This is a genomic window from Streptomyces sp. NPDC036984, assembly GCF_055607665.1.
The window spans coordinates 40,746-53,591 of sequence record NZ_JBVJRL010000024.1; the positions used below are offsets into that span (position 1 = coordinate 40,746).

Below are 12,846 nucleotides of genomic sequence, written 5' to 3' on the forward strand. Positions count from 1 at the left end.
TCTGCTGTGCATGCTCCTCGCCGTGTGCGGCCTCGCGCTCCTCCCGGCCGGCACCGCGAGCGCACACCCCCTCGGCAACTTCACCGTCAACCGCTACGACGGCCTGATCGCCGCACCCGGGCAGCTCCGCGTCGACCATGTGGAGGACCTCGCCGAGATCCCGGCGACACAGGCCAAGCCCGGCATCGAACGGCTGGGGCTCGGCGCGTGGGCCCGGCAGCGGTGCGCGCGGGCCGCCGCCGGCAGCAGGCTCAGCGTCGACGGCCGCAGCGCCACGCTGAAGGCCGCCCGCAGCAGCGCGCGGCTGCGCCCCGGTCAGGCCGGCCTCGACACCCTGCGCGTGGAGTGCCGGCTGACCGCCTCGCTGCCCCGCGGCCGCGCCGTCTCCCTCGGCTTCCACAGCGCGGGTGCCGCCGACGGACCCGGCTGGCGGGAGATCACCGCGCGGGGCGACCGGATGACGCTCACCGCGACCGACGTACCGAAAGCGTCGGCCTCACGGGAACTGACCGCCTATCCCCAGGACTTGCTGTCCTCCCCCGCCGACACCGGTACGGCCTCGCTGCGGGTGCGGCCCGGCGGCCCGGCGCTCGCGGGGGACGCGGAGCGGCAGGCGGCCCCGGGTGCCGGTGTGCTGCCCCGGGGCGCCGACCGCTGGACCCGGGCCCTGGACGACCTCGTGGCCCGGCACCACCTCACCGTCGGCTTCGCCGGGCTGGCCCTGCTCATCGCGGTCGCCCTGGGCGCCCTGCACGCCCTCGCGCCGGGCCACGGCAAGACGCTGATGGCCGCGACGGCGGCGGCGCGCGGGGGCCGGGCCCGGCCCCGCGACGTGCTGCCGCTGGCCGCCTCGGTGACCGTGACCCACACCCTCGGCGTGGTCGCGCTCGGCCTGCTGGTCACGGCCGGATCCGCCGCCGCGCCCGCGGTGATCTCCTGGCTGGGCATCGCCAGCGGCGCCCTGGTGCTGGCGGCGGGCGTCACCCTCGTACGCCGGGCCTGGCACAACCGTGCGCCGGGAGCCGCTCCCGTGCGCGTGCAGCGGGAGTTGGCGGTGGTGGGCGCGGACGGCACCGGCCAGGGGACCGCCCACCACCATCACGACCACGACGGTGTTGCGCACGCCCATGGGGGCCACGCCCACAGCCACCCGCACGCCCCCGGGGACCAAGCCCACGTGGGCCACACCCACGCGCACCCGCATACTCACGGCGGCCACACCCACACCCACGGCGGCCACACCCACACCCACGGCGGCCACACGCACACGCACCCCACCGCTCCCACCCTCCGCGGCACGATCCTGCTCGGGTTCGCCGGCGGGCTGGTGCCCAGCCCGTCCGCCGTGGTCGTGCTGGTCGGCGCCGCCGCGCTCGGCAAGGCGTGGTTCGGGCTGCTGCTCGTCGTGGCGTACGGGGCCGGACTCGCGCTGACGCTGACGGCGGCCGGATTCGCCGTCGTACGGCTGGGTGCGGGGGCGGCCCGGGTACTGGACCGGCGCCCGCGCTGGACCGCGCACCCCCTGGCCGCCCTCGTGCGCCGGACCCTGCCGCTCGCGTCCGCGCTGGTCGTGGTCGCGCTGGGCACGGGATTGGTGCTCAAGGGGGCCGCATCCGCGCTTGGCTGAGCTACTTTTGTGGAGAATTCGCGCGAGATGCCTTGGGGGGCGCCCGTGTCCGAAGAGCCGGGCCCTGAACGTGTGATCGCGGGCCGCTACCGTCTGCTGTCCCCGCTGGGCGAGGGCGGCATGGGCACCGTGTGGCGCGCCCGGGACGAGGTGCTGCACCGCGAGGTGGCCGTCAAGGAGGTGCGGGCCCCGGCCGGGCTGCCCGCCGCGGACGTCGAGCGGATGTACGCGCGCCTGGAGCGCGAGGCGTGGGCGGCGGCCCGGGTCGCGAACCGCAACGTGGTCACGGTGTACGACGTGGCCCTGGAGGGCGGCCGGCCGTGGATCGTCATGGAGCTGGTGCGCGGGCTGTCCCTCGCCGATCAGCTGGAGGCGGAGGGGCCCCTGCCGCCGCAGCGGGCCGCGCACATCGGCGCCGAGGTGCTGTCCGCGCTGCGCGCCGCGCACGCCGCCGGGGTGCTGCACCGGGACGTGAAGCCGGCCAACGTGCTGCTGGCGAACGACGGCCGGGTGGTGCTCAGCGACTTCGGGATCGCCACCGTGGAGGGCAGCTCGGCGCTGACGATGACCGGCGAGGTGATCGGTTCGCCGGAGTTCCTCGCGCCGGAGCGCGCGCTGGGGCGGACGCCGGGCCCCGAGTCGGACCTGTGGTCGCTGGGCGTGCTGCTGTACGCGGCGGTCGAGGGCGTCTCGCCGTTCCGGCAGGACACACCGCTCAGCACGCTGCGGGCGGTGGTGGACGAGGAGTTGCCGCCGCCCCGCTGGGCCGGGCCGCTCGCACCCGTGATCCGGGGGCTGCTGCGCAAGGACCCCGCCGAGCGGCTCCCGGCGGAGCAGGCGGAGCGGGAGCTGCGGCTGGTCGCGGCCGGCGGGACGCCTCGGGCGGACACCGCGCCGGTACCGTCGCCGTACCCGCCGACGGTACCGGCCCCGTCCCCGGAGCCGGCGCCCACCCCGCCGGTGCCGCTGCCCACCGGATACCCGGACCCCGGCACCACGGCCGCCGAGCCGGTGCCGCGCCCGCGCCGCGACCGCCGCGCCGCCGCCGCGCTGGTGGCGGGTGTGCTCGCGCTCGTGCTGGCGCTGGCGGGACTGACGTACGCGCTGCTCGACCGCGAGAACGGCAACGAGCAGGGGGCCGACACCGCCAGCACCGGCACGGCGAGCGGCGGCGGGAACTCGCCCGCGCCGAGCGGCAGCACGGAGGCGGACACCAAAGCCCCCGTGCCGACCCGCAGCAGCGCCTCGGCGAGCAGTGGGCCCGCCCAGTCGGTGCACGTCACGCTGACCGGCGCGCACACGGAGTACTCGGGGAGCTGTCCGCCGCCGGCCGCGCAGGCGCCCGGGGTCACGGCGGAGTTCACGGTGGGGCGGCTGCCCGCGCAGGTGGAGTACCGATGGGTCCTGGCCCACGGTTCGGTGCCGGACCCCGGGTGGCGGACGCTGGCGTTCCCGGCGGGCGGCCCGCGTACCCGGCAGCAGCAGCTGACGGCGACGGGCCACCCCGAAGGATCCGGCGGGACGATCGAGAACGAGATCAGCGTGGAGGTGCGCGGTCCGGTGCGGACCACGTCGAACTCGGTGCGGTTCTCGGTGACCTGTACGACACCGACGGAGACCCCGTCGGACGGGGCCTCCGCCTCACCGTCTGTCTCGCCCTGAGAAGCCCGGAAAGATCACCCTGACGGGCGAGCCCGTACGGGTCACGCCGCGTTGGTGAGCACCGGCAGATAGCCACCGGACTGGCCGGCCGCGGTCGGGTGGTACGACTCCCCGACGTTGAGCCAGTTGACGCTGTGCAGCCAGGAGTTGCCGGAGCAGATCTCGTGGCCGGAGAACGTGGTGCGGACGTCGCCGAAGACGAAGTTGTGGGCACTGGCGCGCGCCTTGATGGCCTCGTCGATGTAGTCGGCGGCGCCGTTGATCGCGGACCGCTTGGTCTCGGAGAGGCCGAGGCACGACTGGCCGAGCAGGTAGAAGCGGGGGTAGCCGATGACGACCACCCGGGCGGACGGGGCCTTGGCGCTGATCGCGTTGTAGACGGTGTCGAGCTTGCCGGGGAGCGTTCCGGCGACGTACGCCTTGGCGGTGTTGATCCGGGAGAGGCAGGAGCTGTCGGACTGGAACACACAGGTCGTCATGACGTCGGCGAAACCGGCGTCGTTGCCGCCGATGGTGATGGACACCAGTGAGGTGGAGGAGTTCAGCGAGCCGAGCTGGTTCGCGAGCACGTCGTCCGTGGTCGCGCCCGAGCAGGCGTCGAAGGCGAACGAGGACGGGCTGTGGGCGGCGTTCCACAGGTACGGATAGGCCTTGGTGCTGCGGTTGCAGTCACCGCTCGTGCTGATGTAGCTGCCGGCGCCCACCCCGGAGGAGTAGGAGTCGCCGAGCGCCACGTATCCGCCGGCCGCGGCGGTCGAGGACGCCTGTGCCGAAGCGGCCCCGGTAAGACCGAGGCCGACGGCGAGGAGGAGCGAGGTAACGAATCCGGTAAGTCGGGAACGTCTCATGGAACCTCCCTTTAGCAGGATCTCTGCCCTAACTGTGGTAGCAGCTACGCGTGTTGACAGGAAGTGTTCATGCCAAAACTTTTGCTGTCTCAACAGGATCAACCCGAGACGTTCACCGCTCATATGGTGCGCATGCACGGCAGGTCTGCTGACTGACCGTCAACAGAACACCTGGGCCAGAAAGCGGACCTTCGGCATCAAGACACCTTCACCGGACGGCACCCCGGCGGACGCCGAGCGGACGTGGCCGGGTCCGGGGAGGGGCTTCACGCCGCTGCTCGCCGGTGCCGCGACCGCCGTCGCGGCGGCCGGCTTCGCCAAGGGCTCGCACTTCGCCAACGGCGGCGGCACGGACGGCACGACCTTCATCCGCAAACTCGGCAACTGGACGCTGTACACCATCGCCAACCGCGGGTTCGGCGCCCGCTACACCGACCTGTGCTACGGGTACAACGCGTTCCGGCGGCACTGCCTGGACAAGATCGACCTCGCCTGCACCGGCTTGCCGGCGGTCACGAACCGCTCTTCCGGCGAAGCATCGGGGTGGAAATGCCGTGCGCGGAGGGCATCCGTGCCGGATCATGGCGGCATGTCTGCGAACCCACACGACGCTCTGCCGATCCGGCTCCACGTCGACGACTCCGACTCGCCGTCCGACGTCGTCGACGCGCTGTTCCTCGGCCGCTTCGCGACGGGCGAGCAGCCGTACTCGCACGCGGCGAACATCGACCGGGTGCGCTCGGGCGCGACACTGCTGCCGGAGGGCTCCCGCGTGCTGCGGGTCGCCCGCGACGACGACCGCAGCGCGACCCTCGCCGAGGGGGACGGCTGGACGCTGCTGGTCTCCCGCTGGAACCGGGGCGCCGACGTCACGGTCACCGCGACCAGCGCCGAACTGGCCAAGCGGATCCTCGACCAGGCCACGGACGGCGCGGTCGACGAGCCGGAACCGCAGCCGGAGAACGTGACGATGGGGTTCTGGTACGTCTCCCCGCGGCGCGGACCGCATCGGACGACCCGTCAGATCTCCGCAGGCACCTGGGACGAGATCCGGCCCAACTACACGGCACCGGTGGCGGACGCCATGGACCGCCTGATGAAGACGACCCCCGAGGACATCGCCGGCCGGCTGCTCCTGCTGCACGGCCCGCCGGGCACCGGCAAGACCTCCGCCCTGCGCACCCTGGCCCGCTCCTGGCGGGAGTGGTGCCAGGTGGACTGTGTGCTGGACCCGGAGCGGCTCTTCTCCGACGTGGGGTATCTGATGGACATCGCGATCGGCGAGGACGACGGCGCGGGCAAGGGCCGCTGGCGCCTGCTGCTGCTGGAGGACTGCGACGAGCTGATCCGCGGCGAGGCCCGGCACACCGCGGGCCAGGCGCTGTCCCGGCTGCTGAACCTCACCGACGGTCTGCTCGGCCAGGGCCGCAATGTCCTGGTCGGCGTCACCACCAACGAGGACCTGGAGCGCCTGCACCCGGCCGTGGTCCGCCCCGGCCGCTGTCTCGCCCGTATCGAGGTGGGCCCGCTGACCCGCCCGGAGGCGGTGAACTGGCTCGGCACCGAGGAGGGCGTCGGCCGCGAGGGAGCGACGCTGGCCGAGCTGTACGCGCTGCGCCGGGGCACCGCGCCGACGTCGGTGCCGGGGGCGCGGGAGGGCGCGGACGCGGGGCTGTACCTCTAGTGCTTTCATGAGGGTATGACCCTGTTCGTCGGCACGTCGGGGTGGCAGTACAAGGACTGGCGGGACCTCGTCTATCCGGCCGGGGTCCCGGCGCGGCTGTGGCTGGAGGAGTACACCCGGCTCTTCGCGACCGTGGAGATCAACAACGCGTTCTACCGGCTGCCGTCGTACGACACCTTCGCCGCCTGGCGCGGCCGCGTCCCGCCGGACTTCGTGGTCGCGGTCAAGGCCAGCCGGTATCTCACCCACATCAAGCGGCTCAAGGAGCCCGAGGAGCCGGTGGACCGCCTGATGACCCACGCGGCGGGCCTCGGCGACCGGCTGGGCCCGGTCCTCCTCCAGCTCCCGCCCACCCTGCGCGCCGATCCGCCGCTGCTGGACGCCTGCCTGGCCTGTTTCCCGGCCGGCACGAGGGTCGCGGTGGAGCCCCGCCACGACTCCTGGTGGACGCCGGAGCTGCGGCAGGTACTGGAGTCCCGTGGTGCGGCCCTGTGCTGGGCGGACGTCCTGGCCCGCCCGGTCACCCCGCTGTGGCGCACCGCCGACTGGGGCTACGTCCGCTTCCACCAGGGCCGCGCCCAGCCCTGGCCGCGCTACGGCCGCCGGTCCCTGGAGACCTGGGTGGACCGCATCGCGACGACCTGGTCCGAGGGTGCGGACGTGTACGCGTACTTCAACAACGACCCCGGAGGTGCGGCGGTCCAGGACGCGGTGACGTTCGGCCGGGCGGCACGCCGGGCGGGCCTCACGGTGACCCGCACACCGGAGCCGGCGAAACTGAGCTGACCCCCTGCCCAGCCGGCCTTTCCCCGCCGCTCACCTCTTCCTCCCAGCGCTCGCCTCATCCCCGCCGCGCGCCTCTTCTTCCCTGGGCTCGCCTACTTCTTCCCGCCGCGCATCTCCTCTCCCCGCCGCTCGCCTACTTCTTTTCGCCGCGCGCCTCTTCTTCCCGGCTTCCCGGCGCTCATCTCTCCTCCCGCCGCGACGGCGCTCGGTCACTGCGGCGGGAGCCGGCGGTGCCGGGCCCTCCTCAGCCCTCTCCGTAAGCCGCCCGCAGGGCGTCCCGCACCGCGGCGAGCGCCGCTTTCTCGTCGAGCCCGAGCCGCCGGACACGATCGACGTAAGCCTGAGCGGCCAGGGATGCCTCGCGCGCCGCGGCCGAGCCGGCGGCGGCCACGAACGTGCCGTTGCGCCCCCGCGTCTCGATCACACCGTCGCCCTCCAGCGCCCGGTACGCCTTGGCCACCGTGTTCACCGCGAGGCCCAGGGACTCGGCCAGCCCGCGCACGGTCGGCAGGCGGTAACCCACCGGGAGCGCGCCGGACCGCGCCTGCTCGGAGATCTGCGCCCGTACCTGCTCGTACGGGGGCGCGCTGTCGTCGATGCGGATCTTCAGGCTCACCAGCCGATTGTCCCGCACCCGCCGGAAAATGAGAGGCAGCCCGGCCTTCCCGTCCGTACGGTGCTTGTTCGTGACAGTCCTCGTACGCGACCTCCGTCCCGGCATCCCGTCCGACGCGGAGGGCTTCGCCCTCGTCCGCCGCCTCGCTCTGCCGTACATCCTCTTCACTCCGGACTCGGTCCGGCACACGGCGGCCCACATCCACCCCGACGCCCGCTACCGCCCGCTCGTCGCGGAGGAGGACGGCGAGGTGATCGGCACGGCACAGGTCCATCTGATCCACGACAGCCCCGACCCGGGCCAGGGCTGCCTGAACATCTACGTCCGCCCGGACCGGACCCGCCGCGGCGCCGGCCGGCTGCTGGTGCAAGCCGCCGAGGAGTACCTGGCGTCCCTGGGCGCGACCACGCTGTTCGCCTGGGCCCTGGACGAGCCGGCCAACCGGGCCTTCGCCGAGCGGCGCGGCTACCGGCGGGGCCGTACCGCCCACTTCCTCCGGCTCGACCTGGCGCACGCCGTCCTCCCGCCGCTGCCGGAGATCCCGGCCGGCGTCGAACTGCGCACGGCCGCCGACTTCGCGGACGATCCCCGGCCGCTGTTCGAGCTGGACGCGGAGACGGTGCTGGACGAACCGGGCGATGTCGCCACCGAGTTCACGGACTACGACGCCTGGATCGAGGAGACCTGGAACCACCCGCTGCTGGACCGGGAGCTGACCACGGCCGCCTGTGTCGACGGCCGCCCGGTCGCCTTCACCGTGGCCTACACCGACGGCGACACCCGGTACTCCACGGCGATGACCGGCACCGCCCGCGGGCACCGCGGGCGCGGTCTGGCCAAGCTCGCCAAGACGTATGCGCTGCACCGGGCCCGCGCCGCGGGTGTCACCGAGGCGTTCACCGGCAACGACACCGGCAACGCACCCATGATCGCCATCAACAAGTGGCTCGGATACGAGGTGTGCGCGACGGAGGTGCGCTATGTCCGCGAACTCGGCTGAACCGGCCGGTGACTTGGAGGTCGTCCTGGTCAAGGCGGGCCGTACCAAGATCCGTTACCCGGCGGAGCTGCTCCAGGACGACGGCGCCCGGATCGTCGTACGCGCCCCCTGGGCGGGCTCCGGTGTCCGCGACTTCGGGTTCGTGCGCTTCGAGCCGGGGGACGTGTTCACCGAGTACTACTGGCGGGACCGGTGGTACTCGGTGAAGGAGGTCCGCGCGGCGGACGGCTCCGTCAAGGGCTGGTATTGCGACATCACCCGCCCCGCCGTCCGCTCCGGCACGGAGCTGGTCGTGGAGGACCTCGACCTGGACCTGTGGCGCTCCGCGGACGGGCGGGACGTACGGCGGCTGGACGAGGACGAGTTCGCCGAGAGCGGGCTCGCGGAGACGGACCCGCGGGCCGCGTCCGCCGCGGTGGCCGCCCTCGACGCGCTGGAGGCGCTGGCGGTCCGGGCCGGCGGCTTCGAGGAGCTGCTGGCCTGACACGCTCGGGCGCCGGCCCGTCACACCCTGTTCACCACCGCTTACCGCTCGCCGGTGCCGGGGAGCGGTCGACGCCTGTCACACGCTGCCCCTGTTCGATGGCGAGGAGTGACAGGCAGACAGCTTGTGCATCTCAGGCCGCTGCCGGGGCAACCGCAACCGTGTGCGTGTTCTCGCTCGTCATACCCGGAGAGTGACACACGCCACTCACAGCGCTGACGTGACGGCCACCACTGACATCCCGGCACCGATGAGTAACTCTCCCCAAAAGCGTCTACCTCCGTGACAACGCGGAACTCGGTGGGCACTGAAGGAGGCAGCCATGCGCCGCGTAACCGTGCACAAGCCCCTGAAGAAGACGGACAGCCGCCGGATCCGCGACGAGGCGGACGAGCGCCCGGCGGGGCGCCCGGAGGTGCGCAAGGACATCGCACGAACCTGGTGGCCTGACCGTTGACGCCGGAGAAGCCTCAGCTCAGCCGCTTGCGGTAGTGGATTCGGTCGTAGGGGCCGTCGACACGGCGTGCCACGACGTCATAGCCGTACTTCGGGTAGATCTTCTGGTTCTCCCACATCATCGCGTTCGTGTAGAGCCTGATCTCGTCGAGGCCCAGCTCACGGGCGCGTGCCTCGACGAACCGCAGCAGCCGTCGCCCGACGCCCGTGCCGTGTGCGTCGGGACGGACGGCGATGCTGTCCAGGAAGAGGTGGTCGGCGAACGCCTCGAGCACCACGAGCCCGGCGACGGGTTCTCCCGTGACGAACACCTTTCCGGCGGCCACGTTCGCCGTGTGGTCCGCCTCCATGGGCTGCGGCACCACACCGATGCGCGCGATGTAGGGGTGATAGGCCGCGTCCGTCACCGCTCTCAGGGCCGGTACGTCCTCCGCGACGGCCGGCCGGATCCGGTCGGTGTCCCTGTCGATCATGCGCGCACGCTAGTACCTGAGCGCAGCCTGAGCACCCCCTTAAGCGCACCATAAAGATCTCCTCCACCGGCTCTCAGCAGCCGATTTCACGGTTCGTCGGGGCTAGCTTCGGATCACCCCACGGGATCCGGGCCACGGCATCAGCCCCTGGGATCCAGCCCGCCCCACGGACTGTTCGGAGGATTTCCGCATGCCCACCAGCTGTAAGGCCAAGGCGCCCGCCGTCGCCGTACTCGGCCTGGTTCCCCTCGCCCTGACCGTGCTCGCCGCCGCCCCCGCGGCCGCCCACGGCTCGATGGGCGACCCGGTCAGCCGCGTCGCGCAGTGCTACGCGGAGGGACCGGAGAGCCCGAGGTCCGCCGCGTGCAGGGCGGCCGTGGCGGCCGGCGGCGCCCAGGCCCTGTACGACTGGAACGGCGTCCGGATCGGGGACGCGGCCGGGCGGCACCGGCAGCTGATCCCGGACGGCAAGCTGTGCAGCGCGGACAACGAGGAGTTCAAGGGGCTCGACCTGGCCCGCGCCGACTGGCCGGCGACGAGCGTGCACGGCGGGTCGTACACCTTCAAGTACCGCGTGACCGCCCCGCACAAGGGCACCTTCACCGTCTATCTCACCAAGCCCGGTTACGACCCGGCCAAGCCGCTGGCCTGGTCCGGCCTGGATCTGGAGCACCCGGTGGCCAAGGCGACCGACCCGGTTCCGGCGGGCGGCGAGGCCACGTTCTCCGGCACCCTGCCCGAGCGGTCCGGCCGGCAGCTGCTGTATGCGGTCTGGCAGCGCTCGGACAGTCCGGAGGCGTTCTACTCGTGCTCGGACGTCGACTTCGGCGGCACCGGTGGTGCGGGGGGTACGAGCGGCACGCAGAGCCCCGGTGATGCGGGCGGCGCCGGGACCACACCGGCCCCGGCCGCCTCCGCGCCCTCCGACGAGCAGATCGCGGCCGGTGCCGACAAGTCGACGATCGAGCACCACGGGCACGGGGACGACGACGCGAGCACCTCGGCGGAGCCGGCCGCCACCGCGGCCAAGTCCACCACCACCCGGGCCGACCGGCCGAAGGCGGCCGGGGCCCCGGCGGGTCTCGCCGAGACGGGCGCGTCCGCCGGCACCTCCGCCGCCGCGATCGGCGGCGCGGCGGCGCTGGCGCTGGGCTCGGCGGCGCTGTTCCTGTCGGTGCGGCGGCGCGCGGCGGGGGGCACTCGCCGCCGGTGAGGTTTCCGGGGCCTGTCCGGCGGCTCAGGCCGGACAGGCCCCGGCGGCACGTCAGCTGAAGGCCGAGGCGCAGCTGGTGGCGGTGGCGTGCGCCGGGTCGAGCGCGTTGGCCACCTCGTGGAAGGCGATGCGGTCGAACAGGGCGATCGCGAGGTGCTCGGAGAGGTCGAGCGGGCACAGGTCCTGGAGCAGGACGTTGTCGACGTCGGAGCCGCTGAGGTACTGGCTGCGCCAGGGGGTGGCCACCTCGTCGTACTTGGTGGCGATGACCGTGTAGTGGACGCCGGGCACGGTGTCGCCGTCCGCGTTGAGCTTGGTGAGGAAGGCGGAGCCGGGGATCTGGTCGGCGAGGCCGGGGGTGGTTGCCTTGACCAGGTCCTCGGCGCCGGGGAAGTACGGCAGCAGGTTGGTGAGACCGCTCAGGGTGGCGCCGTGGTTGTCGGGGGCGATGCCGACGAGGGCGTTCACCTTGTCCGCTCCGCCGAGGAACTTCAGGTAGTAGCGGGGCATCATGCCGCCCTGGGAGTGGCCGACCAGGTCGGCCTCGGAGGCTTTGGTGGCGGCGAGCACCTTGTCGACGAAGGCGGACAGTTGCTCGGCCGAGGCGTCGATGGGGCCGAGGCCGTGGAAGAGGGGTACTCCGGGCAGCCGGCCGTAGTCGAGGGAGTAGACGCAGTAGCCGCGGCCCGTCAGGTAGGGGGCGAGGCCGAGCCAGTTGTCGACGGAGTTGCCCAGGGTGCCGTGGACGAGGACGACGGGGCGGGGGTGGGTGGCGGAGGGCCTGCACGAGTAGTCGTTCCAGCCGGAGCTGGGGGCGTCGGAGGCGCTGGCGGTGGCGGCGGGTACGACAGCGACGGCGGCAGTGAGGAGCAGCGCGGCGAAGGGTCTGAAGACGCGCTTCCAGGGCAGCATCGTGTGATCTCCTTGCGGCTCAGAGGGAGGTGCACGGCCTGTCCCTGTGATCCGGATCACGGGATGCTGTTCACTCGTCAAGTTACGAGCGAGTAGTCCAAGTGTGAAGTTACGCGTCAGTAAAAACTTCCAGTGCTAACCAGCGACTCACGCGCTCACTGACGACGTATCACCAGGCGGGCCGAATCGGACCGTAGGGCGCAATCCGCGCCAAGCGGTCCCGCAGCACGCGCACGTCATCCTCGCCCAGCAGTTCGGCCCACCCCCCGACCACCTCGGCGGCCGCCCCCTCCGCCGCCCGGGTACAGGCCCACCCGCGCTCGGTCAGTACGATCAGCCGAGCCCGCGCGTCCTCGGGATGCGGCCGCCGCTCGGCGTACCCCCTGCGCACGATCTCGTCCACCAGCTGGCTCGCCGCCTGCTTGGTCACCCCGAGATGCGCGGCCAGGTCGGTGGCGGTGGCCCCGTCCGGAGCGAGCCGGGCGAAGGCGAAGCCGTGGGCCGGCCGGAGATCCGTGAACCCGCGGGCGGCCACCCCACGATGGATGCGCTGGGTGAGCTCGCCCGCCACGGCGAGCAGGGCGGCGGACAGGGCCATGGCTTCGGAGTTCTGCACGGAGGCATTGAAACACCCTTGACGAGTTGGTCAAGCCGCTTGACCATATAGTCAAGCAGCTTGACCATATGAACGGAGTTCACCATGCCCGTCGTCCGCTCGTCGCAGGCCGTCACCCATGAGATCCACGGCGCCCGCTTCGTCTCGTACGCCACCCCGCGCACCGGCAGCAAGGAGCTGTGCGCCTGGCGGGGCGAGATCCCGCCCGGGACCAGGGCGCCCGCACACACCGTCGACCGCGAGGAGATCTTCCATCTGCTCGTCGGCGAGCTGCTGATGACCCTCGACGGTCACACCGAGCGGATCTCGGCGGGCGACACCGTGATCGTGAACCCCGGCGCGACCCTGGCCGTCGAGAACCCCACCGACCACACCGCGATCTCCTGGGTCACCACCTCCGTCGGCCTGACGGCACAGCTCGCCGACGGCACCCGGATCACTCCGCCCTGGGCCAACTGACTTCGATCAG

Annotated in this window: 14 protein-coding genes; 9 read left to right on the forward strand and 5 right to left on the reverse strand. The window is 72.6% G+C overall.

Annotated features, from left to right (window positions below):
* The first annotated feature begins 10 nt into the window (after positions 1-10).
* Both ACZ7DL_RS31975 and ACZ7DL_RS31980 read left to right on the forward strand, forming a co-directional pair.
* The gene (locus ACZ7DL_RS31975; RefSeq protein ID WP_470779638.1) at positions 11-1,627 is read left to right on the forward strand and encodes a HoxN/HupN/NixA family nickel/cobalt transporter; all 1,617 of its coding nucleotides are present in this window, start codon (positions 11-13) and stop codon (positions 1,625-1,627) included.
* A gap of 27 nt (positions 1,628-1,654) precedes the next feature.
* Positions 1,655-3,289 (forward strand): serine/threonine-protein kinase, encoded by a 1,635-nt coding sequence (locus tag ACZ7DL_RS31980; RefSeq protein ID WP_470779524.1) that lies wholly within the window; start codon positions 1,655-1,657, stop codon positions 3,287-3,289.
* 41 nt (positions 3,290-3,330) lie between these two features.
* Here ACZ7DL_RS31980 and ACZ7DL_RS31985 read toward each other — a convergent pair whose 3' ends face one another.
* On the reverse strand, positions 3,331-4,137 hold the full coding sequence (locus tag ACZ7DL_RS31985; protein WP_470779526.1) for an SGNH/GDSL hydrolase family protein: 807 nt from the start codon (positions 4,135-4,137) through the stop codon (positions 3,331-3,333).
* Between the two features lie 589 nt (positions 4,138-4,726).
* Between ACZ7DL_RS31985 and ACZ7DL_RS31990 the strand changes: the two genes are divergently transcribed.
* Both ACZ7DL_RS31990 and ACZ7DL_RS31995 read left to right on the forward strand, forming a co-directional pair.
* A complete protein-coding gene (locus tag ACZ7DL_RS31990; RefSeq protein ID WP_470779528.1) occupies positions 4,727-5,821 on the forward strand; it encodes a DUF5925 domain-containing protein in 1,095 nt (364 codons plus the stop codon).
* 15 nt (positions 5,822-5,836) lie between these two features.
* Positions 5,837-6,607, forward strand: a complete 771-nt coding sequence (locus ACZ7DL_RS31995) for a DUF72 domain-containing protein (protein ID WP_470779530.1) — start codon at positions 5,837-5,839, stop codon at positions 6,605-6,607.
* Between the two features lie 244 nt (positions 6,608-6,851).
* Here the strand turns inward: ACZ7DL_RS31995 and ACZ7DL_RS32000 are convergent, their stop codons facing one another.
* Positions 6,852-7,223 carry a GntR family transcriptional regulator gene (locus ACZ7DL_RS32000; RefSeq protein ID WP_470779531.1) on the reverse strand — a complete coding sequence of 124 codons (372 nt, stop codon included), beginning with the start codon at positions 7,221-7,223 and terminating at the stop codon, positions 6,852-6,854.
* Positions 7,224-7,293: 70 nt separating this feature from the next.
* Here ACZ7DL_RS32000 and ACZ7DL_RS32005 point away from each other — a divergent pair, with 70 nt between their 5' ends.
* The 3 genes from ACZ7DL_RS32005 (at position 7,294) to ACZ7DL_RS32015 (ending at position 9,164) form a co-directional block, all read left to right on the forward strand.
* Positions 7,294-8,223 carry a GNAT family N-acetyltransferase gene (locus tag ACZ7DL_RS32005; protein ID WP_470779533.1) on the forward strand — a complete coding sequence of 310 codons (930 nt, stop codon included), beginning with the start codon at positions 7,294-7,296 and terminating at the stop codon, positions 8,221-8,223.
* Entirely contained in the window at positions 8,204-8,707 is a 504-nt protein-coding gene (locus tag ACZ7DL_RS32010) for a ribonuclease FAU-1 family protein (protein WP_470779534.1), read from the forward strand. Before ACZ7DL_RS32005 ends, ACZ7DL_RS32010 begins: the two co-directional genes overlap by 20 nt.
* Positions 8,708-9,029: 322 nt before the next feature.
* Entirely contained in the window at positions 9,030-9,164 is a 135-nt protein-coding gene (locus ACZ7DL_RS32015; protein WP_470779536.1) for a hypothetical protein, read from the forward strand.
* A gap of 13 nt (positions 9,165-9,177) precedes the next feature.
* Here the strand turns inward: ACZ7DL_RS32015 and ACZ7DL_RS32020 are convergent, their stop codons facing one another.
* Positions 9,178-9,636, reverse strand: coding sequence for a GNAT family N-acetyltransferase (locus ACZ7DL_RS32020; RefSeq protein ID WP_470779538.1), 459 nt, complete (start codon positions 9,634-9,636; stop codon positions 9,178-9,180).
* 190 nt (positions 9,637-9,826) lie between these two features.
* Between ACZ7DL_RS32020 and ACZ7DL_RS32025 the strand changes: the two genes are divergently transcribed.
* Entirely contained in the window at positions 9,827-10,849 is a 1,023-nt protein-coding gene (locus tag ACZ7DL_RS32025; protein WP_470779539.1) for a lytic polysaccharide monooxygenase auxiliary activity family 9 protein, read from the forward strand.
* A 51-nt stretch (positions 10,850-10,900) separates the two neighbouring features.
* Here the strand turns inward: ACZ7DL_RS32025 and ACZ7DL_RS32030 are convergent, their stop codons facing one another.
* Positions 10,901-11,761 carry an esterase/lipase family protein gene (locus ACZ7DL_RS32030; RefSeq protein WP_470779542.1) on the reverse strand — a complete coding sequence of 287 codons (861 nt, stop codon included), beginning with the start codon at positions 11,759-11,761 and terminating at the stop codon, positions 10,901-10,903.
* Between the two features lie 169 nt (positions 11,762-11,930).
* Positions 11,931-12,377 carry a MarR family winged helix-turn-helix transcriptional regulator gene (locus ACZ7DL_RS32035; RefSeq protein WP_470779544.1) on the reverse strand — a complete coding sequence of 149 codons (447 nt, stop codon included), beginning with the start codon at positions 12,375-12,377 and terminating at the stop codon, positions 11,931-11,933.
* A gap of 84 nt (positions 12,378-12,461) precedes the next feature.
* On the opposite strand from ACZ7DL_RS32035, the gene ACZ7DL_RS32040 reads away from it, so the two are divergent.
* Positions 12,462-12,836: a cupin domain-containing protein gene (locus ACZ7DL_RS32040; protein WP_470779546.1), complete on the forward strand. Its 375-nt coding sequence runs from the start codon at positions 12,462-12,464 to the stop codon at positions 12,834-12,836.
* Positions 12,837-12,846: the final 10 nt, after the last annotated feature.